At 34.1% G+C, this 24,594-nt stretch carries 13 protein-coding genes, 2 tRNA genes and 3 rRNA genes (1 of these 18 cut by a window edge); all 18 read left to right on the forward strand.

Translation table 11 applies throughout. From position 1 onward, the window contains the following. A 16S ribosomal RNA gene (locus EHE19_RS06635) occupies nucleotides 1–86 on the forward strand (it extends 1,436 nt beyond the left edge of the window). Between the two features lie 326 nt (nucleotides 87–412). Continuing rightward, a tRNA-Ala gene (locus tag EHE19_RS06640) sits at nucleotides 413–488 on the forward strand. Between the two features lie 440 nt (nucleotides 489–928). Beyond that, nucleotides 929–3,974: ribosomal RNA gene (locus EHE19_RS06645) — 23S ribosomal RNA — on the forward strand. A 237-nt stretch (nucleotides 3,975–4,211) separates the two neighbouring features. Beyond that, nucleotides 4,212–4,328: ribosomal RNA gene (rrf, locus tag EHE19_RS06650) — 5S ribosomal RNA — on the forward strand. The 16S, 23S and 5S rRNA genes sit together here with 2 tRNA genes alongside, the layout of an rRNA operon. Nucleotides 4,329–4,334: 6 nt before the next feature. Beyond that, nucleotides 4,335–4,410 (forward strand) — tRNA-Asn (locus EHE19_RS06655). 1,488 nt (nucleotides 4,411–5,898) lie between these two features. Next, the gene (locus EHE19_RS06660) at nucleotides 5,899–7,590 is read left to right on the forward strand and encodes a GspE/PulE family protein (RefSeq protein WP_137698887.1); all 1,692 of its coding nucleotides are present in this window, start codon (nucleotides 5,899–5,901) and stop codon (nucleotides 7,588–7,590) included. Nucleotides 7,591–7,869: 279 nt separating this feature from the next. Further along, nucleotides 7,870–8,922, forward strand: a complete 1,053-nt coding sequence (locus EHE19_RS06665; protein WP_137698886.1) for a type IV pilus twitching motility protein PilT — start codon at nucleotides 7,870–7,872, stop codon at nucleotides 8,920–8,922. A gap of 5 nt (nucleotides 8,923–8,927) precedes the next feature. Continuing rightward, a complete protein-coding gene (locus EHE19_RS06670; protein WP_137698885.1) occupies nucleotides 8,928–10,145 on the forward strand; it encodes a type II secretion system F family protein in 1,218 nt (405 codons plus the stop codon). Nucleotides 10,146–10,176: 31 nt separating this feature from the next. After that, nucleotides 10,177–10,620, forward strand: a complete 444-nt coding sequence (locus EHE19_RS06675) for a type II secretion system protein (protein WP_137698884.1) — start codon at nucleotides 10,177–10,179, stop codon at nucleotides 10,618–10,620. 7 nt (nucleotides 10,621–10,627) lie between these two features. Next, nucleotides 10,628–11,425, forward strand: a complete 798-nt coding sequence (locus tag EHE19_RS06680) for a prepilin peptidase (protein WP_137698892.1) — start codon at nucleotides 10,628–10,630, stop codon at nucleotides 11,423–11,425. Between the two features lie 476 nt (nucleotides 11,426–11,901). Beyond that, nucleotides 11,902–12,969, forward strand: a complete 1,068-nt coding sequence (pilM, locus tag EHE19_RS06685; RefSeq protein WP_137698883.1) for a type IV pilus assembly protein PilM — start codon at nucleotides 11,902–11,904, stop codon at nucleotides 12,967–12,969. Nucleotides 12,970–13,014: 45 nt separating this feature from the next. Beyond that, nucleotides 13,015–13,623 (forward strand): PilW family protein, encoded by a 609-nt coding sequence (locus EHE19_RS06690; RefSeq protein ID WP_137698882.1) that lies wholly within the window; start codon nucleotides 13,015–13,017, stop codon nucleotides 13,621–13,623. Between the two features lie 36 nt (nucleotides 13,624–13,659). Beyond that, nucleotides 13,660–14,649 carry a PilN domain-containing protein gene (locus EHE19_RS06695; RefSeq protein ID WP_137698881.1) on the forward strand — a complete coding sequence of 330 codons (990 nt, stop codon included), beginning with the start codon at nucleotides 13,660–13,662 and terminating at the stop codon, nucleotides 14,647–14,649. Between the two features lie 19 nt (nucleotides 14,650–14,668). After that, complete coding sequence (locus EHE19_RS06700) at nucleotides 14,669–16,039, forward strand: hypothetical protein (protein WP_137698880.1); 1,371 nt, start codon at nucleotides 14,669–14,671, stop codon at nucleotides 16,037–16,039. Beyond that, nucleotides 16,029–16,940, forward strand: coding sequence for a type II secretion system protein (locus EHE19_RS06705; RefSeq protein ID WP_137698879.1), 912 nt, complete (start codon nucleotides 16,029–16,031; stop codon nucleotides 16,938–16,940). Before EHE19_RS06700 ends, EHE19_RS06705 begins: the two co-directional genes overlap by 11 nt. A gap of 12 nt (nucleotides 16,941–16,952) precedes the next feature. Then, nucleotides 16,953–19,412 carry a pilus assembly PilX family protein gene (locus EHE19_RS06710; protein ID WP_137698878.1) on the forward strand — a complete coding sequence of 820 codons (2,460 nt, stop codon included), beginning with the start codon at nucleotides 16,953–16,955 and terminating at the stop codon, nucleotides 19,410–19,412. 484 nt (nucleotides 19,413–19,896) lie between these two features. Beyond that, nucleotides 19,897–22,620, forward strand: coding sequence for a cellulose binding domain-containing protein (locus EHE19_RS06715; RefSeq protein ID WP_137698877.1), 2,724 nt, complete (start codon nucleotides 19,897–19,899; stop codon nucleotides 22,618–22,620). Between the two features lie 559 nt (nucleotides 22,621–23,179). Further along, nucleotides 23,180–24,523 carry a putative glycoside hydrolase gene (locus EHE19_RS06720; protein WP_137698876.1) on the forward strand — a complete coding sequence of 448 codons (1,344 nt, stop codon included), beginning with the start codon at nucleotides 23,180–23,182 and terminating at the stop codon, nucleotides 24,521–24,523. The last annotated feature ends 71 nt before the right edge of the window (nucleotides 24,524–24,594 follow it).

Below are 24,594 nucleotides of genomic sequence, written 5' to 3' on the forward strand. Positions count from 1 at the left end.
GGACGTCGCCGAAGGTGGGGCCGATGATTGGGGTGAAGTCGTAACAAGGTAGCCGTATCGGAAGGTGCGGCTGGATCACCTCCTTTCTAAGGAGACAGGGATGATGCAGCGTAAGTTGTGATTATCCAGAATCTTTAGGTCGAAGATAGTGTCAGAATTAGCTTGAGCAGAGCTCGCGAAGTCTGGTAAAACATTATCTTAGAGTACTTTGCATGAGGATTTACGAAGTAAATCCTTTAGTCACTGTTTAGTTTTCAAAGCCCAAGATATTTTAATACATAGAAATCAAGTTAAAGAACAAATGTTCGTAATTGGTTTTTAGTTAAAAGTGTTAGGGTTTTGAAATATGGATATTGCAGTTAGAGACGAACGATTGCTCTAAAAGGCAAAAGTTATATCTAACATTTACCGTGGGGGTATAGCTCAGCTGGGAGAGCACCTGCCTTGCAAGCAGGGGGTCATGAGTTCGATTCTCATTATCTCCACCATATCGGAATAAAAGATTCCGGTAAAAAACCAGTTGACATATTAATGAAAGCTGGTATAATAAAAGTCCGTGTTGAGAATTGAAAGATTTAATACATGGATTAACTATGGAAAGCATAGTAAACGAACCGAGGTTCGTATTGTACATTGAGAACTAAATAATGTATCGATAAATGCGTTTTTTATGAAATTTAAATTTCTTTATGGAATTAAAGTTTCATAGAAACAAGTTTTAATGAAGATGAGAAAACGTAGATATAATTTACATTGTGAATAATATTTACGCGACAAATAATAAGGGTAATATGTACAATTTTTGCAAAAGAAAGGTACACGTGACTCTTAGGAAAGAACTCATTGATAGGTTAAGACAATCACAATCAATTGTGAGAAGCAATTGATATACTTGAGAATCCAAATTATCGAAGATAATTCGAAAAGAGGTCAAGCTACTAAGAGCGTAGGGTGAATGCCTAGGCACCAGAAGGCGATGAAGGACGTGACAAGCTGCGAAAAGCTACGGAGAGGCGCAAATAGCCATTGACCCGTAGATATCCGAATGGGGGAACCCGGCCAAACTAAACATTTGGTCATCGTTACATGAATAAATAGTGTAACGAGGGCAGACGTTGGGAACTGAAACATCTAAGTACCAACAGGAAAAGAAATCAAAAGAGATTCCGTAAGTAGTGGCGAGCGAAAGCGGATTAGCCCAAACCAAGAAATAGCAATATTTCTTGGGGTTGAGGACTAGCATAATGATTCTCAGAGCATAGCAGAATGAGCAGCTGGAAAGCTGAGACCATAGAGGGTAAAAGTCCCGTATGCGAAATGTGAAGAGACAGGCTAGTATCCAGAGTACCACGAGGCACGTGAAACCTCGTGGGAAGCAGGGTGGACCACCATCCAAGGCTAAATACTAACTGGTGACCGATAGTGGAGCAGTACCGTGAGGGAAAGGTGAAAAGAACCCCGGGAGGGGAGTGAAAGAGAACCTGAAACCCTATGTTTACAAGCAGTTGAAGAGCGTTAAAGCTCGACAGCGTACTTTTTGTAGAACGGTCCGGCGAGTTATTGTATGTAGCGAGGTTAAGTACGTAAAGTACGGAGCCGAAGGGAAACCGAGTCTTAATAGGGCGACAAAGTTACATGCTATAGACCCGAAACCGGGTGACCTACCCATGGACAGGTTGAAGCGGGAGTAAAATCTCGTGGAGGACCGAACCACATGACCGTTGAAAAGGTCTGGGATGAGCTGTGGGTGGCGGAGAAATTCCAATCGAACTCGGAGATAGCTGGTTCTCCCCGAAATAGCTTTAGGGCTAGCCTCAAGTTAGAGTCATACGGAGGTAGAGCACTGAATGGGCTAGGGGCCTTACCAGGTTACCGAACCCTATCAAACTCCGAATGCCGTAATGATGTTACTTGGGAGTCAGACTACGAGAGATAAGTCCCGTGGTCAAAAGGGAAACAGCCCAGACCATCAGCTAAGGTCCCCAAATTACAGTTAAGTGGAAAAGGATGTGGGTTTGCTAAGACAACTAGGATGTTGGCTTAGAAGCAGCCACTCATTCAAAGAGTGCGTAATAGCTCACTAGTCGAGTGAGCCTGCGCCGAAAATGTCCGGGGCTAAACTGTATACCGAAGCTATGGATCAGCGTGTGTTCCATGGTATACCCAGAAGAAATGGATTAAAAACATTTCACGAAAACCGACCATTAAGAATAATTCAGAGGTTTTCGTAAAATGGTTTTAAGGCTAAAGTGTATACCGGGTATAGCATGGAGCACACGAGGGTGGTAGGGGAGCTTACTGTTGTAGGTTGAAGCACGACCGGAAGGACGTGTGGACGAAGCAGTAGTGAGAATGCCGGAATAAGTAGCGAGAGTAAAGTGAGAATCTTTACCGTCGAAAGCCTAAGGTTTCCTGGGGAAGGTTCGTCCGCCCAGGGTAAGTCTGGACCTAAGCTGAGGCCGAAAGGCGTAAGTGATGGACAACAGGTTGAAATTCCTGTACTACCGTTATTCGTTATGAGAGAGGTGGGGACGCAGGAGGATAAGTCAAGCATACAGCTGGAAAAGTATGCGCAAGCGAGGTAGATAGTCTAGTAGGCAAATCCGCTAGATGTTTCGAAGGCGTGATGCGGAGGGAAAATAAGTACCGAAGTGACCGATTCCACACTGACGAGAAAATCCACTATCCAGAATAAAGGTACCAGTACCGCAAACCGACACAGGTAGGTGAGGAGAGAATCCTAAGACGAGCGGGAGAAGCGTTGTTAAGGAACTCGGCAAATTGACCCCGTAAGTTAGCGATAAGGGGTGCCACTAGAGATAGTGGTCGCAGAGAATAGGCCCAAGCAACTGTTTATCAAAAACACAGGTCTCTGCTAAATCGAAAGATGAAGTATAGGGGCTGACGCCTGCCCGGTGCTGGAAGGTTACGGGAATTGCTTAGCGCAAGCGAAGGCATGAACTTAAGCCCCAGTAAACGGCGGCCGTAACTATAACGGTCCTAAGGTAGCGAAATTCCTTGTCAGGTAAGTTCTGACCCGCACGAATGGCGTAATGACTTGGGCACTGTCTCAACAACGTACCCGGCGAAATTGTAGTACTTGTGAAGATGCAAGTTACCCGCGGCTAGACGGAAAGACCCCATGGAGCTTCACTGTAGCTTGATATTGGGTTTCGGTATTTTTTGTACAGGATAGGTGGGAGACTGAGAAGTAGTGGCGCCAGCCATTATGGAGTCGACGTTGGGATACCACTCTAAAAGTACTGGAACTCTAACCAGGTACCATAAACTGGTACTGGGACACTGTCAGGTGGGCAGTTTGACTGGGGCGGTCGCCTCCTAAAGAGTAACGGAGGCGTTCAAAGGTTACCTCAGCGCGGTTGGAAATCGCGCATCGAGTGCAAAGGCATAAGGTAGCCTGACTGCGAGAGCTACAACTCGAGCAGATACGAAAGTAGGACTTAGTGATCCGGTGGTATGAAAGTGGAATTGCCATCGCTCAACGGATAAAAGCTACCCTGGGGATAACAGGCTTATCTCCCCCAAGAGTCCACATCGACGGGGAGGTTTGGCACCTCGATGTCGGCTCATCGCATCCTGGAGCTGTAGCAGGTTCCAAGGGTTTGGCTGTTCGCCAATTAAAGCGGTACGCGAGCTGGGTTCAGAACGTCGTGAGACAGTTCGGTCCCTATCTGCCGCGGGCGCAGGATATTTGAGAGGATCTGTCCTTAGTACGAGAGGACCGGGATGGACGAACCTCTAGTGCACCAGTTGTCATACCAATGGCACAGCTGGGTAGCCAAGTTCGGAAGGGATAAACGCTGAAGGCATCTAAGCGTGAAACCCACCTCAAGATGAGATATCCCACTAGCAATAGGTAAGACCCCATGTAGACTACATGGTTGATAGGTCAAGAGTGTAAGTACAGTAATGTATTTAGCTGATTGATACTAATAGGTCGAGGGTTTGACCCAAAGAAGAGGAACAAAAGTTTCCAACAGGTATTCAAGAGTAGGTCGTTTTAATCTAGAAATGAGGAAAGTACATCTTCAATCGATAACATTATTTAGTTCTGAATGTACAAAATATGCTTGACAGAGTATATGAAATGTATTAACATACAAAAGCAGTAAAGGTACATTTAATGAATAGCAGTAAAAAATTAAGTCAAAAACTCTTCGAGGAGTAAAACTTTAAGAAGAGATAAAGTTTCTGGTGGATATGACGAGATGGACACACCCGTTCCCATACCGAACACGGAAGTTAAGCATCTCAGTGCTGATAATACTTGGCTGGCGACGGCCTGGGAAAGTAAGTCTCTGCCAGAATTATATTCCTCCTTAGCTCAGTCGGTAGAGCGCGTGACTGTTAATCACGATGTCGTTGGTTCAAGTCCAACAGGGGGAGCCAAAATCCAACTAGTCATAAGATTAGTTGGATTTTATTATGTAAATTAGTTTTTATATATGATATAAAAATGGATTTATGATTTATACATTTCTTTTAAACAGAACATATAAATTTACATGCGATATTTCAAAAAATTTTAGCAATGAAATGTGGATATAGAGGCAAAATCAATCGATGCGAATGAGCAGTGCTAATTCTAGTAATTACTAAAATAATTCTATTATTTAGATTAGTTTTTTAATTAACAGAACATATAAATTTGTATACGATATTTCCAATAAAAATTTAGCTAAGAACTATGGATGTAGCGGAAAATTGATGAGAATGAGCAGTACTAATTCTAGTAATTACTAAAATAATTCTATTATTTAGATTAGTTTTTTTAATAACATAATATATAAATTTATAAGCGATATTTCAGAAAATTTTAGCAATGAAATGTGAATGTAGGAGTAAAATCAATCGTGAGAATAAGCAGTGCTAATTCTAGTAATTACTAAAATAATTCTATTATTTAGATTAGTTTTTTAATTAACAGAACATATAAATTTACATGCGATATTTCAAAAAATTTTAGCAATGAAATGTGAATGTAGGAGTAAAATCAATCGTGAGAATAAGCAGTGCTAATTCTAGTAATTACTAAAATAATTCTATTATTTAGATTAGTTTTTTAATTAACAGAACATATAAATTTACATGCGATATTTCAAAAAATTTTAGCAATGAAATGTGGATATAGAGGCAAAATCAATCGATGCGAATGAGTAGGTGCTGATTCTAGTAATTACTAAAATAATTCTATTATTTAGATTAGTTTTTTAATTAACAGAACATATAATTTACAAGCGATATTTCAAAAATTTTAGCAATGAAATGTGGATGTAGGAGTAAAATCAATCGATGCGAATGAGTAGGTGCTAATTCTAGTAATTACTAAAATAATTCTATTATTTAGCATATATTTATGTTTCTAGTTGTTTTATTTACTTATAATTCCACTTAATAAGTAGAAAGAAAAATTGGATTCTTAGATATGAATCGAAATGAAAAATAAAGATTATAGGTTAAAATTCTTGTGGTATATAAAATCATCATTATTGTATAAAAATTAATATATTAAGTAGTCTGTAAAAAATTGAAATACTATTGTATTAAAAGATTAGTCTTCTTGAAAAAATATAATGTAAAATAATAACAATATATACTATAAATAGATATAACAAGACAAATGGAAATGCAAATTTATTCCTTGAAATGTATATTTTTGTTGAAGTAATAATAATTTAATAATATAATGTAATTATAAATTATAATTTGTTGCTTCGCAATATATTTGATTTAAAGGATTTTTTGATAAAACGTAGAATATAAAATGCATGACAGAAAAAAACGGTATATAAATAATAATTATAATATAGATTTTAATAATACATAATTTTACCAAATATATACTCGCAAAAATAAGATAATTGGATGTGAATACTATTGATGAAAAAACCTAGAAAGCGTCTTGGTGATTTGCTTCTAGAAGTTGGAATGATAACGCAGGAACAACTTGATGCAGCAATTGAATTTCAAAAGAAGACTGGTGAGAAATTAGGAAATGCAATTACAAAGCTTGGTTATGCAACCGAAGATGATATTATACAAGTACTTGAATTTCAGCTTGGAATCCCACATGTTAAGCTAGAAAAATATAATATTGAAAAGCTGGCATGTTCGTCTATACCAGAGAGTATTGCCAGACGATATGGACTTATTCCTATTAAGAAAGATAAGGGCATTCTGACTGTTGCAATGAGTGACCCTTTGAATGTATTTGCAATAGATGATGTAAGAATATATTCAGGATTGGAAGTTCAACCAGTAATTGCAAATAATGCTTCTGTAATTAAAGCAATTGACAAATACTATGGCGCTGATAAAGCAATGAGGGCAGTTGAGGAGTTTAAAAAAGAACACTCTACTTTAAAAATTAATTCAGAAGTTGTTAATGATCAAAGTGAAGATGAAGTAAATAATTCACCTGCTGTTAAAGCTATAAATTCCATTATAGAACAGGCTGTTAGAAGCAGAGCAAGTGATATACATATAGAACCTTTCGAGACATATATAAATATACGATACAGAATAGATGGTCAGCTAAGTGTGATTATGAGACCTGATATTGACATTATGCCTGCAATATCGGCACGTATAAAAATAATAGGTGGAATGAATATTGCAGAAAAGCGTCTTCCACAGGATGGTCGTATCAGTATTGAGGTTGACGGCAGAGAATATGATCTTCGAGTATCTATACTGCCAACAATATATGGAGAAAAAATTGTTATTCGTATAGCAGATAAAAATGCCTTTATCTTGTCAAAAGAAGAACTTGGTTTTAATGAATATGAAATTAAGCAGTTTACAAATATGTTGCAAAATCCTCATGGCATTATATTAGTTACAGGACCAACTGGAAGTGGTAAGTCAACTACACTATATAGTGCAATTAGCGAGATTAACAGGCAGGACATAAATATTGTTACAGTCGAAGATCCTGTTGAATGTTTAATTGAGGGAGTTAATCAGGTACAGGTTAATACAAAAACTGGAATGACATTTGCTACAAGTTTGCGGTCTATTTTGAGACAGGATCCAGATGTTATTATGATAGGTGAAATCAGAGATACTGAAACTGCGGAAATAGCTGTTAGAGCTGCTATAACAGGACACTTAGTACTTAGTACAATACATACAAATGATGCTCCTAGTTCTGTTTTAAGATTAATAGATATGGGAATTGAGCCGTATATGGTTTCCTCTGCAATGGTAGGAGTTATAGCACAAAGATTGGTTAGGAGAATTTGTCCTAACTGTATGGAAAGCTATACAGCAACAGATGAGGAGATGGAAGTTTTACAGCTAAAAGGGGAAAGACCTACATTATATAGAGGAAGAGGCTGTCCAATGTGTACCTTCACAGGCTACAGAGGTCGACAGGGTGTATATGAAGTTATTACGGTTTCTAGAAAGCACAAGGAAATGATAAATAACAGGTGTTCTGAAGCAGAACTGAAAGATTATTCTATTAAAAATGGAATGCAGACTTTGAGAGAAAATTTGTTAAAAAAGGTTCTTGCTGGTGTAACCACTGTTAGTGAATTGCTAAGAACCGCATATTCAAATGATTGATGTTGTATTAATTTGAAGGTATAGATGTAAAACTGCTTAAATATACAATAATATCAATGGTTATAAAGGGAAATATATTATTATACATATTGGAAATCAATTTTTTCATCGAAGAATATTTATTTACTTAACAAAAGAATGTATAAAGAATAATGGTGTTTTAGTTTGAAGATAATTAAAAAAATATTTGACAATTTTAATTAAAGTTTAATAGGAAATACTTTAAATTGAAAAAATATGTTATTATTAATATGTTATTATGTACTTAACGGGGGAAAAATGTTACTGGAAGATTTGCTAAAAAAGGCTAGAGAGATTGGAGCTTCTGATTTACATATTACAGTTGGAGTCCCACCTACATACAGACAAAATGGAAGGCTTATTACATTTGATGACTATAGATTACTCCCAGCTGATACTAAAGAGTTAGTGCGAAATATGCTAAATGATGAACAGTGGAGGGTATATGAAGAAAATGGGGAACTGGACTTATCATTTTCTTTACAGGGAATGGCAAGGTTCAGGGCAAATGTTTACAAACAAAGAGGTACCTGTTGTGCTGCAATAAGAATAGTAAATTTAACAATACCGTCTTTTGATGAACTTGGAATACCTGACATTGTAAAGGAACTGAGTAAAAAAACAAAAGGTTTGATATTGGTAACAGGGCCAACAGGCAGCGGAAAATCAACAACATTGGCTTCCATAATAGATATGATAAATAAAGAAAGAGATTGTCATATTCTAACTTTGGAGGATCCTATAGAGTATCTTCATCGACATAATAAATCAATTGTTAACCAGAGGGAAATAGGAAATGATTCTCATTCATATGCAGCAGCGCTAAGAGCTGCATTAAGAGAAGATCCGGATGTTATTTTAGTAGGTGAGATGAGAGATATTGAGACAATTGCAATAGCTGTCACAGCTGCTGAAACAGGGCATCTTGTACTTTCAACACTGCATACCATAGGGGCTGCTAATACAATTGACAGAATAATTGACGTATTTCCGCCTCATCAGCAACAGCAGATTCGTGTACAACTTTCCTCAGTTATTCAAGGTGTTATATCACAGCAGCTCATCCCACGTAAGGATGTTGCAGGTAGAGCTGCAGCAGTTGAAATAATGGTTGCCAATCCAGCAATTAGAAACCTGATTCGAGAAGGTAAAACCCATCAAATTAATTCACAAATACAGATGGGTTCAAGGTTTGGCATGCAGACAATGGACAGCAGCATTGCGAATTTATACAAAAAAGGTGTTATAAGCCAGGAAGAAGCATTAATACATGCAACTGATCAAGAAAATCTGATGCGATTTATGGGGTGATATGATTGGCTACATATAACTATAAGGCAAAGACAGCTGCAGGTACAACTGTCACAGGTAGCTTTGAAGCCGCCGACAAAAATATGGTAGTTGAATTAATAAAAGAAAAAGGATATTATCCACTTTCCATTGAAGCAAAAAATGAAAAAGGTGTAGAAATAAACTTTAAATTCAATAAGAAGATTAAGCCAAAGGAATTTGCTGTGCTTTGCCGCCAATTTCATACAATGCTGAATGCTGGTGTTACTGTTATTGGGTGTTTGGACATGCTAAGGCAACAAACGGAAAATAAAACACTCAAAGAGGCTATATCATCAGTTTATGATGAAGTTCAGAAGGGAAGTACATTATCAGAAGCTATGAAGGCACTTCCCAAGGTTTTTCCACCACTTATGGTAAGTATGGTTGAGGTTGGAGAGGTGGGCGGTACTCTTGAAGCGGTACTAGAGAGGCTGGCAATACAGTACGAAAAGGATAGTAAGATAAAATCAAAGGTATCGACAGCAATGGTTTATCCTGCAGTAATAGGATGTATAGCTTTAGTAATGGTAACCTTTATGCTTATATTTATTGTTCCTACATTTGTGGGCATTATAAATTCCACTGGTGGAGAATTACCGACACCCACAAAGATTTTGTTATACATCAGCGGACTTTTTACAAACCCAATTTTTATAGTTGGTTTAATTACAGCAATAATACTTCTGAGGGTTGGCTTTAAGAAATTTAAAAGCACTGAGGGAGGTAAATATATTATTGACAAAATTATTTACAAAATGCCTCTTGTTGGACCAAATGTAAAAAAGATATTGGCAGCAAGCTTTACAAGGACAATGAGCACTCTGCTCAGTTCTGGAGTTTCACTAATACAATCACTTGAGGTTGTAGACAGAGTTGTTAACAATCAGGTGGTTTCTAGAGGACTTATACAGGTTAGTGATGATATCAAGAGCGGTTCAAATCTGGCAGCACCCCTTGAGAGAATGGGAATTTTCCCGCTTATGGTTACACAGATGATTAGTGTAGGCGAGGAAGCCGGTTCTCTTGATGCAATCATGGAAAAGGTGGCGGATTTCTATGATGAAGAAGTGGAGACATCAATAAGCAAGCTTTTAGCGATGTTGGAACCACTTATGATGATGGTACTTGCAGTTATCGTGGGTTTTATGGTTATAGCCATGATAATGCCTACATTTACCATGAATCAGGGTATTGGCCAGTAATATATATAAATAATTTTAAGGGGGAGTTCTTGTGAAAGGGTTTTTTAGTAAGTTTAAGAAAAATAAGAAGGGTTATACTCTTACAGAATTGATTGTTGTTGTGGCAATTTTGGGTGTGTTGGCGGTAATTGCTGTTCCAATGATTATGAATTCAGTTAAGGATGCACAAGATGCAGGGATGAAAGCACAAATTCAAAATATCGAAACAGCAGTACAATTGTGCTTGGCAGATGGTTCGCTATATTATGTTGAAACTGGTGGAGTTAAGGTACTTACACCTGCTAGCGGAACTATTGAGAACACAATAAAGCAAAAGCTTGTTGGTCACAAATATCCTGTAAATAGCAAAGATCCAAATAAAGCAGCTAATTGGTGGTTTGATCCAGCAACATTAAAAGTTGGTTATGATGGTTCAGGTATGACTAATCCTTATAAATTAAATGATGATGCTAGTGATGATCAGCACGGTAAATAAGATTAACATGCAAACACTCATCACACTCTACATCGCAGCTTTTGGTCTTATAATTGGTAGTTTTTTGAATGTATGTATTTACCGAATACCATCAAAGCAGTCAATTATTAGTCCGCCGTCTCATTGTACGGGCTGCGATACTAGGCTGAAGGCTTGGGATTTGATACCTGTTTTCAGTTGGTTATTATTAAGAGGAAAATGCCGCTACTGTGGTGCGAGAGTCTCCGCCAGATACCCCATAGTTGAGGGCTTGACTTCATTAATATTTGTGTTATTGTATTTCAGATTTTCTATATCAGTTGAGTTTTTAGCAGCAATAATTTTGTCTATCATACTGATATGTGTTGCTTTTATTGATTTTGATTTAAAGATTATACCAAATGAATTTATTATTGCAGGTATGCTCAGTGGTGCGGCTCTATTTGCATACAATTTGTTTTATCAAGTAGATATGTATGGTGATAGAGTTTGGTACAATCCAATTATAGGGATTGTTTGTGGGGCTGGGACCCTGCTCTTAGTAGCAGTTATTGGTTCATTGGTTTATAAAAATGATGCAATGGGGATGGGAGATGTCAAGCTATTGGCAGTTGTCGGACTGTTTCTTGGCTGGAGGCTGACCTTGGTTGCATTGTTGTTATCAGTATTATTAGCAGCTATATTTAGTTGTGCTCTTATTTTATTAAGAAAGTTAAATGGTAAGTCAGAAGTTCCATTTGGGCCATTTATTGCAATAGGCACATTTGTAGCAATGCTGTATGGCTGGAATATTATTGAGTTTTATATGGGATTTATACCAGTATAAGTTAAGTTAATCTTAAAACAAAGTTTGAGCGAACATTGGTTTTTTGTGAGACAGAGCTATATGCGGTTTTTGCAAGGAAAATTGAGTACATACATTCATTAGAAAAAAGTTTGGGCGAGATAATTTATTTCCAAGTCACAAAAACCGCAAGATAACTCGAAAATGTAATTAGTGTGAACATGGTGCATTTTCGAGTAACAAAAACTGCAAGTAGATTTTGCCAGTATAAGCTGAGTTAATATGCAAGATTTTCAAAAAGAAAAGGTTCACCACGATAATTACAATATATTTTATGACAAAACATTGTAAACTCGAAAATATAGTTAGTGCAAACATAGTGCATTTTCGAGCAACAAAAACCACAAGTGTTTTTTGCAAGTATTGAGATTTGCTTTAAGTAATGTGAGATGCAGTGTATTGCAAAATTAATCTGGCATTTCACTTTAATTTTATACCTAAAGCGGACGGAGGTTATTATGTTTGAAAAGAAGCTAATTTCTTTGGACATAGGCAATAAAACCACTAAAATTGCTTATGGAAGTACCAATAAAAAGAATATTATTGTGGATGAATATGATATTATTGAGACACCAAAGGATTGCATAAATGATGGTATTATTTTAAATGCTGAATTACTTGCACAAACAATAATTGAGTCATTTAAAAATAATAAAATCAAAAAAGCTGGTCTTGTTCTTAGTGTAACAGGAACAGGAGTTATTACTAGAGAAATCCAAATTCCTTTATCTACAGACAAGGAAATAGGTCAAATACTTGAGTTTGAAGCACAGCAGTATTTTCCTGTTGATTTGCAGAATTATACCACTGATTATAAGCTGTTAGAGAATGTAACAGATAGTGAAGGATCACATTCTCGTGTTTTAATTGTTGCCGTTCCAAATAAACAGATAGAAGGTTATATTCAATTATCAAAGCTTTTAAAACAGCAATTAATAGCAATAGATATACCTGCAAATTGCGTTATAAAGGGGTTTTCATATAAAACAGAGCAGGTTTTTAATTCACAAGAGGAGTTTGCATTAGTTGATATAGGTTATTCTACATCATTAGTTTGTATTTTTAGAAATAATTATTTGAAATTTAATAGAATTCTGTTAAATGGGAGTTCTGAAATTGACAGAAATATTTCAGCTGAATTTAGTATTGAGGAGGATAAGGCTGAACAACTTAAAATATCATATCGAGCTGCTTCGGATACTCAAACAGAAGTAGCAGCTGTAAGGCAATCAGAAATAACTCCAGTAATTGAAAGAGGTATGGGGAATATCGTTGCAGATATTAGCAGGTTTATTGATTTTTCGAATTCAAGAGATAGTTCAAATCGTGTTCAAAGGATTTTTATTTGTGGCGGAGGAAGTAAACTTGCCGGAATCTCAGAGTATTTTACAAACTACTTTAATTTGCCAGTTGAATTGCTTCCTATGGGGAATGAGCTTATTTATAGGGGAAAAAAGGGCAAAGAGCTGTTTGAGAAAGACTATATCAGACTAGTAAATGTAATAGGCGGTTTGGTTAGGAAGTAGGCAAAAAACTTAGAACGCAGATAGTTATTATTGGAGTGAGGGTAAATGAATATAAAAAGTAAAAAAGGCATGACGCTAGTTGAGGTTATAGCAACAGTAGCAATCATGGCAGCTATTATGATACCTATTTCACTCATATTCACTACTGCATACAGTAACTTTATAACGGAATCTGACAAATCGATAGCGCAAAAAAGTGCTAGAGCGGTTTTGTATGGAAAGGGATTGTATGGCAACGGTTTGATTTCGTATGGTGTTATGGGGGATTTACAGAGAAGTAATGTGGGGAGCAACAAAATACAAATTGGGGAAAATATCAATGGAGACTCTAATAGAGGAAAAAGTATTTCAATTTTAGATGAAAATAATTTACCAATACAGACTTATATATTCAATGGAACAAGCCTTGATTATATATATTTAGATGATAAAGGTGACCCTGTTCGAGAAAGCTATTTTGAGAATGTCACTTCAAATAAAAAAGAAGTCAAAGTTCTGGATTTTGTTGTTGAAAAGAAAATAAAGGGAAAATATATAGACCCAATCACAAATAATTATATTGATAGTGATTTAATAATAGTCTATGTAGAGGTCGAATGTGGTAAAAGCGGTAAAATTGCTCTGGAAAGCAGTTATAGAATTCCGATAGAATAAAGCAGTACTAATTTCTAATTAAGGTGGAGATGTATATTGAAGGACTTAAATCTAATACCTGCCAATTATGTATTTGAAAAAAAGAGTAAGCACAAAAAAGCATTGCTTTCTATTTTAATAGTTCTTATAGCAATTGTATTTGTATCAGCATATATATTTCCAACATTATATGAGAATAATCTTAAAAATGAGAAAGCTGTGCTGATTGACGAAGTTGCAAAAACAAATATTTATGTTACTGAAGTAAAAGAATTTAATACTTTAAAGCAAGCAGTTGAAGCTAGAGAAAAAGAGGGAATATCACTTGCTCAAAGGCAGTTTAGTTCGCTAGAAATAATGAATGCAATTGAGAACGCTTCGCCTGAAAAAGTATTTGTTCAAAAAATGGATATATCAGGTGATTCTGAATCAAATGTAAAGGTTTCACTAAGCTGTATTGCAGAAAATGAGGAAACAATAGCATACTTTATTAAAAACATAAAAGATGATGCGTACTTTAAAAAAATTGGGATGTCAACCATTACAAAAAATCAAGAGAATAATGGAAGAGCTTTTGATCTTGTATTAGAAGGCGTAAATAATGATAATTTGACTAAATATTATGGATGGGATCAAACCATTAGCATTGGCTATATACCTGATTGGGTTATAAGTGAAGAAAAGGATAACAGAGTTCTTTTATCTGCGAAGAATTCTCTGACAAATGCAGAGCCAGCTTCATTAGAGATTTTGAGAGAGAACACAGAACTTCAGGTTAAGGCTTTTGCAGATGAGAGACAAAGCGGACTAAGGAGATTATTAAAAAATTATAAGCTTGAATATTCATCTCAAACTAGAAATTCTAAACTAGATGCAATTAAGAGTGTTTATAGTTATGAGGATAACAATATAAAATATACATGTTCAGAACTTTGTGTTGTTAAGGATGGCAAGTGCTATATTGTTACATATAAATGTGATTCGGTTAGCTTTACAAATACAGAACAGATTATAAATAGAATTATAAAATCTTTCAATATCAATTAAAGGTCTAGGATGTGATTTTATGAAAATGACGGAACGCGATAAGAAGTTGTTAATTGGATTAGGAATTTTTATATTTGTTGTTGTATTTGTCAGGTTTTTATTTTTGCCGAAGATATCTAGTATTAAGGCTATAAATGAAGAGATTAATACATTAAACAATACATATACTGTCAATGCATCATATAAGGCTAGAGCAGAAAAAATCGACAGTGATATAAAAATATTGTCAGCGAAGCTTACAGATTTAAGGTCGGTTTATCCACCAAAGATTGATATTTCTGAGTTGATAATTACTATTAAAAATCTTAGTAAGGATTCAGAATTAGAATTTAAGTCAATTAACTTTGATAATTACAAGCCTGTTACTAATGGAGAAAGTTCAGGTTCTGCAACTGCATCCTCAGCAGGAACTGCTAATGAAGCAGGAAATCAGGAGACAGCTATTGCTGCTGGTTCAAATAGTCAGCTTGATGCTCAGTCTGAGGCAAATAGTGCAGCTAGTGCTAAAATAAAAAACTACTTCTACTTATGGGGATTGGATTCTCAAGGTACTATGAGTAAAGATGAAATTGAAGTTCCAAATGGAAAGCCTTATAGTGTTTCTGCAAAAGTAGAGGCTGAGGGAACAATTGAGCAAATAAAAGCATTCTTTACAAATCTTAATAATTTGGGAACAAAGGCATACTGTAACTCAGTCAATATTGCTGGTGCTGCAAGTGGTAAGAGTGAGGATACAGACGGTAAACTAAAGTTTTCGGCCACCATTACCTTCTATGGTATAATGGATAAAGCTGCAGCTGGTTATTATTTACTTCATGATGGAAAGTGGTCACCTATACCACCAGCAGATAATAAAACAAATCTCTTTAAAGAGTACAGTGGTTTTGACTCTGTAAGCAATGGTGAGGCTTCACTTGATAGTGCTGCTAAAAATGATACGAATTCTGAACTTGGTACATATGATTTTTCTGTTGTTGCTTCTCCGTATGGCGGAGGACTTGCACCAAGTGTGTCTATTACTTGTAAAAATCCAAAAGAAAATACAACTTATTTAACACCAATTGTTTATGGTGATAATAAGGGCATTGAAAATGCCGAGATATTTATTGAGGAAAAGGCAGGAAAATATTACTGCAAGTTCAAAACAGACCATGAAGCATATCCTGATAATGATTACTCGCAGACCTTCGAATTTGTTCCAATTGGAAAAGATTTAAGACTTGTTGTTTTCTCATCTGCTAGAAACGGTGATAATGATAAGTCAGGAATAAACTTAAATATAATTAATAATACAAAGAGAACCTTAAATTATTTGATAAAGTATGATGATGAAAAGTCTCCAAGAGTTAAAATAGGAAAGACTACTGGAAGTGTAAGAAATGAAAAATAAACTAAGAATATTTAAAACTGAAAAGGGAGCAACCTTTGTTGAAATCATGCTGGCAGTGGCAATATTGGTTATTATTGCTGTGCCTCTGCTTAGCACGGTTATAGCATCAGTTAAAAATAATGCCACAGCCAAAGAAAAGACGGAAGCAATTGCATTGGCTGAAATGGCTATGGGTAATATTAAGGCTCAAACCAATCTTATGTCTTTAGCCAATCTTACTACAACGTCGTCTGCTATATATGTTGATTTGACAAATGACAAATTAGAGACTCATTATATCGTTAAAGAAAAAGGCAAAGCAGAGGTTAGTAAGGATACTAGAGTCAATTATAACTACGGCAATGAGGTTAATAAAAAATTTGATTTAGAGTTTGTTGTAAATCAAGATAAAGTTGATAATGATGGCTTAGTTGATATTACTGTTAATGACTGTAAAGGTAATGAAATCGGAACTATTTCTGAAATAGATATTGGAAGTATACTAAGGCTATATGTAGGTAGTTTTGGGTCGGATTATAAGTTTAGCTTAGCATGCAAAGGTCACAATAGCGTTTTCGGTGATTTTTCACCTCAGAAGACTGGCACAAAAAATAATATTTCAATTAAGGTGACTTATGAAGGCAAAGCAGTATCACCTGGTAAGCTCCTGAAAATAGAATTACTTGATGATACAGCTGAAGATGACAGCTTAACTATTTATTTAGTTGATAGTTCAAATGATAAACTTGACATTAAGTTTATTCCCATAGGTAATAAAGATAGTTTTATTCTAGCATATATTGCAAGCGATGCATTTGAGAACAATAATGTTATAAATCATCTTTTTGAAATTACAGTTATTATTAAAAGAGCAACTGATAAAGAGGTAATATATAGCGTATCATCATATGTAAGAAAATAACGGGTGATAAGTATGAGGAGAGTAATTAATTTAAAAAAAAATCAAGGCTCAGCGCTTACTATAGTTCTATTTATGTTGTTTATGTTATCGGTTATGGCAATTGCTGTTATTGCCTTAACGGGTTCTGAATTAAGCATGAGTGTAATGACTTCTGACAGAAGTAAAGCTTTGCAGTATGCACAGGCGGGTGCTGAAAAAGCTGCACAGATTATTGATGGAAAAGTAGCTCAAGCACATGAAAACGCACTTAAAGAATCCTTTGAAGAGATTCAAAGCAGAATAGATCAATTTAAAAACAAAGATGAAGAGGGTAATCCTGTGCCTGTAGATCCTCCATTTTATGGGCTAATAGACAATTCGGATGTTAATGAAATTAAAATAATAGATCAAGATGAACTAAGAAAAATTTACGAAAATGAATATAAATATAAATTTGAAAGTAAGATGGATGAGTTGTTTAATACCTCTAGTTCAGATACAGTGGATTTTGATAAAGGTAAATTTACTTATAGTATTTTTGAAGTTGAGCGTAGTAGTAATTCACAAATTCGAATACTAAATCCACAAAATACATTTAATCCAAGTAAATCAATAAAAATTAAATCAACAGGAGAATACAAATCAACTGCAAACACATCAACATACAAGAGGAGCATAGAAGCAGAATTTCAAATTCTAGTAGAAGAAATTCCAAAGCAAATTGGATATATGACTAAGGTAAAGGTAAATAAGCTAGGTGATAAACCTCCAATGCTATCTGGTAAAGCACTTATCGCAGAGAAGAATATTATATCTCTTGGAGCAGTAAATATAACTGGAAATGTTGTAAACTGCGGTACAATGCCAACCTATGGAAACCATAATCAATACATTAATTATAGTAGAGATAGCTATGCATTTGGCGGAATTTTAGCAGGCTTAGTTTCTTCAGGAAATACATCTATACACGATTTTTGGAGTGATCAAGATCTAGGAGAGAAAATTATAGAAAATTTAGAGGCAAAAAGTAATGAACTTGCTTCTGAACTTGGGATAAATATCAACACTTTAAAATATTCTAATCATAAAGGTTCTTTTAATATAAATGGCGATGCAGGCACTCTATCTTACTTACATTCTTTATATGGTGAATCAGATATAAATATTAGTGGAAATACTTTTGCCAGGAGCGTAGTAGTTGAAAGTCAGGCAAACTATTCGGAGGCTAAATTTAAAAATCTTTTCACATATGATGATTTAAAGATTAATGGTAACAATGCTAATGTATATATAGGAGATAAAGATAAAAATATATATGGATTGCTGTTTGGACTTACTCCAAATAGAAATTCTGGAAATGATATAATATCAAGTGCTGTTATTGTAGCAGGTGACTCAAACTTAGAAGTTTATGGTAGTGTTTATGTAGGAGGAAGTTCACTTTATAGTGATTATGTTGCCGGTGGGGAAATGTTTGTTCCTGGAATATCTATACAAAAATCAGATGATAGACCTGCAGCAGCCTTTGAAAAGGATGGTAATCCTATTTATAATAAGGATAATGTTTTTTACTTATATAATAAAACAATTAATGATTACATATCATTGCCAGAAAATTATATTACTTGGAAAGATTATTATGTAAATTCATATGGAAAAAATAAAGAAATGATGTATAGTACTATAGTTAGTCTAGATCCATTTAACTTTTTTGAAAGAGCAATGCATTTCAAAAAGATTTGGGATTACTGGAAGGATGATATTGAATATGCCGCCTATTTTAATACAGGAGATATTGAAATAAGTGTTGATTTAAATGGTAAAATAGTAGGTTACTGCTACGGTGGGGTAGCAGCAAATGACACTTTCTACAGCCCTGCTACTGGTTTTTCAGAAGGTGATGGTGATTTTATAGATAATGCGAGAGATGGAAATTCACTGTATAGTAAACATATGGATTTATTTATTGAAACTCCTAGTTCGGATGATTTATTAAGAAATCCTAATACAACTGATTCATCATTAAAACTGAAAAAGCTTTCTGATAGTATTAATAATACTGTATTTACTAAAAGTACCTTTTATGAGGATTCTAATGATATAAATAAATTCATGTATTACAGTGCTGGTAATGTAGTATTATCAAATAACAGTATAACTGATGGAACTAATAAAAAAAATATTGATATTGGTAAGGGGTATGGTAAAGGGATAGTATATGCTAAAGGTGATATTTATGTTAAGGATGGTACTACTTTTGATGGAATATTGATAGCTGAGGGAAATATTGTGTTTTTTGGGGATGCTACTATAACATATGATGAAAATGTTGTTGGTGAATTAATAACAGATGGAAACCCCAATATAGGAAGATTTTTTAAGTATTCTGCCACTGATATTATAATGAATGATGATAATGCAATAATCCAAACGATTAACATGAAAGATATGAAATATATAAAAGTAATTAGCTGGAAAGAAACAGATAAGTAGTTATATACTCAGACTACACTAAATTAAGTATATTTTTGTATAAAATATTACAATCATAAGTAAAGCATACTTTTTATAATATAAGAGTACTTAAATATGGTGTTTTAACCTATATTAATTGATTTCCTGCACACTTTGCAATATAATTAAATTATAGGTAAAGTTAGATTAATTAGCAGCTCTTTACATTATGTGATAATGATTAAATAATGCTATTAGGGTTATATTCTAAAATGTAATTAAAATACCTCATACGATTTGGGTAACTGGTTTATATATAACGAGGTTTTAGAATGAAATAAGTATTTACAAAGTAGTTTTTTAGCTGAATTTATTGACCTATGCAATCAAGAATACATACCTATGAAGGTTACTATTACACGTGAAGGTTACTATTACACGTTTCATTACTTAAAACATATTACATTACTTAAGAATTTTTATATAATTGGGGTTTATTTGATTTATTTGGGGGATGATGTACATGTTGAAAAAAGTTGTTTCTATTATACTAATATGTTTGATAATTATATCTACGGCAGTTCCTACATATGCTGATAATAATAATTGGGTAAGATGTTATGTCAATGATGATGGAAAAGTGCAGATAGATTGGAGTGTATCTCAAGGAATAAAAGAATTGAGAATTACTAGGTCAGGTGAAACCTTTAAAAGTTATACATTAAATGTTCCTTATAGCGGAAACCTTATTTTTACAGAAACTGAAGAGGGTACCTTTAAATATGAGGTTAGTATATATGGGTACTTTCTATGGTCAGATATCTTACTTGCAAAGACAGAACAAAGTCTTTATGTTAAAGGAACAGGAAAGCCTGTTATATGGTTGGATTTTATAAACACCTATAACTTTAATCAAGATCCTAATTTTAATTATAGTTCTGTACCAAGGATTTATAATTGGGTAAATATAAAGAATCTTGGAACTACTGACTTAGAACTCAGTAAATTATTGATTCGATATTTCTACACTATAGATGGAGAGCCAAGTATAGTGGAAGATACATTTCCCAATAATGGTCAGCAAAAGGCAGAAGAGTCTGACGGAAAATTAAATCCTATGGAACCATACTACGAATATCCAGTTGGAAGAAATAATATACAGGCCAAGGATTCAATTAGAATGAACTTTCTCAAGATTCCTTTTGATGTGACAGACGAGAATAATACAATTGTGGCTGACTATATATGCGAAACATATTTTGAACAGACAACAGAAAAAATAAATACTGCTTATTTCTTAAGACTTCAGCCGGCTTTTGATAAGAAAAACATGACAAATCCAGAATATGGATCAATAAGGCATTACAATTTATTAAATGATTTTTCTTTTAATAACAATCAAAATATTGCAGTTTATTATGATGGTGTAAAAATTTGGGGAATTGATCCTACAATTAGAGCTCCTAAAAACTTAAAAGGAGAATACATAAATTACAAAGTTGAATTGGTTTGGGATGATTGTCCCGGAGCTACTAGTTATATTGTATATAGAAGTGAAAGCAGAGATGGTGAATATAAGAGAATTGGTGTAACTTTTGATAAAACTAATTATACTGATACTGATGTTGAGTTGCCAAATCAGTCTGTTAATAAGAAATATTACTATAAGGTTGTTGCAAAATATGATAAATTATATAGTGATGATTCTAATATTGCAGAAGTGGAGGTTTCTGAATTAAAGGCTCCTACTAATTTGACTGCATATGTTATAGGGAAAAATGTTAAGCTGGAGTGGAATGAATCTTTAGGTGCAGCGAAATATAATGTTTATAGAAGTGAAAGCGAGAATGGCTATTACTCAAAAATAAAATCTGATGTCATCGAAACTAATTTTATAGATTATAATGCTGAGCCACAGGGCCTTAAGAAAACCTATTATTACAAGGTTAAGGCTGTTATTGAGAATAACGGAAAAACGATAGAGAGTGAATTCTCAAATTTTGCATCAGCTTCAATAATCAATCTTCCAGTTCCTAGTAATTTAACTGCCACGTTGGTTAATAGTAAGGATGTCAAGCTAGAATGGGATACTACTATAGGTGCAGTAGAATATATTGTTTATAGAAGTGACAGTGAGTATGGTATTTACATAGATATAGGCACAGTTTCAGATGGTAATACCTTTGTGGATAATTCTATTAATTTAGTACATAACTTTAAAAATTATTACTATAAGATATCTGCTAAATATAATATCGATGGTTCTGATATTTATAGTGATAAATCAAAAAGTGCTTCTGTAAGGATGCCAAGAAAGAAATTGGAGCCTCCAGAAAATTTTGAGGCTGAAAATTATGAAGGTACAAAAGCATTGTTGAATTGGAGTCCTTCCGAAGGAGCAAGATACTATATCATATATAGAAGTGAATATCCAGATAGAGATGATAAGTTTGAAAGTATAACAGATGAGCCTATTGCTGCATTTAATGATAATGGTGAACCGGTGACATCATTCTTGGATGATACTATTCCACCAGTTAGTGATAGTGTTGGTAAAAATTTTTATTACAGAATGGTTGCTGCTTATGATAAAGATGATACAAGTGATGCATCTGATACTGTAAGTGTAATGATAACAATGCATATTGGAGGGAATAATGAAGACTGGAGTTGGGAATGTGGAGTTATCAATACTACCAGTAGATCTGCGGATTTTGTTTTAGGAACTTATATACCTGTTTGGTTTAAAATAACGTTAAATAAAGACTCTGGGCCGCTAACTATTTCTTTGGATAAGGATTTAATTACTCATATTGATGTTGCAAATGATAATACGTATAGGCTTAAGACAGATATAGTTTCTGAAAAGGATTCTAAAAATGGTATAAAGCCAAAGCTTATTAGTTCTAAGCTAAAAGAATATTCAGATAAGAGTAAAAATAGAAAAGATATTAATGCTATTGATATAAATTCTTATGTTACTATATCTAGCAAGAACCAAATATTAATAGATAGAAACTTTAGAAAAGATGATGAAATAACTGTTCAATTTGTTATAAAGACGTCAGCAGATAATCAAGTAATTACAGATGGTATTAATAGGTATTATGGAGATATATATAACATGAAATTTATAATTAAGAAAGACAATCCAGATGACCCTAATAAACCAATTATTCATGAAGCTGTTAACTCATCAGGAGATATGTTGAACATAAAAATTCTAAAACCAAATAAGTTGCAATAGTTATTTTGTAATTGTATAATTGGAAAGCGCTTATTGCTGGATACGTAGTTTAAAATTAGGAATATTGTGCAAAAAGATTTTTAGTGCATATTTTCTACATTTAAATGCAGTTGATTAAAACTTTATTTGTATAAATATAGATTTTGTGTCAATGGTTAGTATAATGGCAAACTGAAATTTATAGTTAATAAAAATAATCAAAAGGCTCATTTCAGCATTATAAAGAGGAAGAAATAATCCCACTTATAAAAGTGGCGAGTACCGATTTGGTTTTTAGTAGGTAAGAATCTCTTCCTCATCGTTGAAACGCCTAGATTCAAAATGAAATTTATCTACAATCGAAAAATTTCATTTTGAATCTAGGCGTTATAAGCTGATATGAGCCTTTTTACAATTTTATGTCATTGATTTTTTAGTATTCATTATGTATAATACACTATTGTATGACTATATGATTATATTGCCTGTATTGGTTATAATGACATGTTTTAAATGTACATATATTTGAAGTTCAGTCTTATACTAATGAATATCAAAATTATTTTAGGATGGGGTACTTATGAATAATAAACCAAAAATTGCTATTATAGCTGTAACTATCTTTTCTATTTTATTTTTATCAGCATGTTCATCATCTTTGAATGGCAACAAAACTGGCGAGGCTGTTGATATAAACACAAGACCATCTGACCAAACACAGACAAAAGATACTGATGACTCAAAGTCAGTAGCTGAAAATTCTGCTATAACACCTGCAGATAAATCAAATACTGATTCGGAGGCAGCAAGTTCTACAGGTCAAGCTGAAAATACTACAATAGAAAGTCAAAAACCACAGCAAACAAATGGTTTACAACTATCGCCAAGTATAAAAGACATTAAGGTTAAGGCGGTTTACTTAACGGGGCCTTCTGGTGGCTCAACTGCTAAGGTTGATAAGATTATAGAATTGGCAAAGACAACTGAAATAAATACTGTTGTACTTGATATTAAAGAAGATGGTTCTCTCAATTATCAATCAAATTTAGATGTTGTAAAAAAATATGGAGCAGAAACTAAGTATTATAATCCTGAAGAACTTGTAAAGAAATTCCATGATAACGGAATTTACGTTATTGGACGTATTGTTACATTCAGAGATAAAACATTAGCTAAAAAAAGAGCTGATTTAGGTATTAAGACTCCAAAAGGAACTCTATGGCTGGAAAATGGAAAAGATCCTTGGACTAATCCATATTTTGAAGAAGTTTGGGACTATAATATAGCTATTGCAAAAGAGGCTGTCTCAAAGGGTTTTGATGAGATTCAATTTGACTATGTTAGATTCCCTACTGGAAGGAAGAATGATTTTGATTATGGAACAAATGTACCTGCAAAGTCACAGGCTATAAACGGGTTTCTTGCAAAAGCTGAAAAAGAAATTCATCAAGAATTGGGAGTACCTGTTTCTGCCGATGTTTTTGCAATTATAATTGAAAGTAAAAGTGATGGAAATAATATAGGGCAGATAATAGAGGAAGTAGGTAAGGATATATATTGTATTAGCCCAATGATTTATCCATCTCATTATGCCAATGCATCAAATGGTGTAATGGGCAATGGGGTTGGACAGACCATCAATGGAATACCCTTTGCAAAACCTGATTTAGAGCCATATAAGGTCATGTATAATGCGTTAATAGCAGGTAAGAAAAAGATAGCAGAGGTACCTGATTATAAAGCAAAGGTAAGACCATATATTCAAGCTTTTACAGCCAAATATCTGCCAAAAGGGTATTATCAGACCTATGGACCAAAGCAGATACGTGAGCAAATTTCAGCAGTATATGATGCTGGTTATGATGAATGGATACTTTGGGATTCGGGAAATAAGTACCAAGAAGCATATTTTGAGAAGAAATAAAATATTAACAATATGTAGTTTAATATAATAAGAATGAGGATAGCATTTACTAAAATGTTATCCTTTTTTTC

This window comes from Ruminiclostridium herbifermentans, assembly GCF_005473905.2.
In the GTDB taxonomy this organism is placed as follows: Bacteria; Bacillota; Clostridia; order Acetivibrionales; family DSM-1351; genus Ruminiclostridium; species Ruminiclostridium herbifermentans.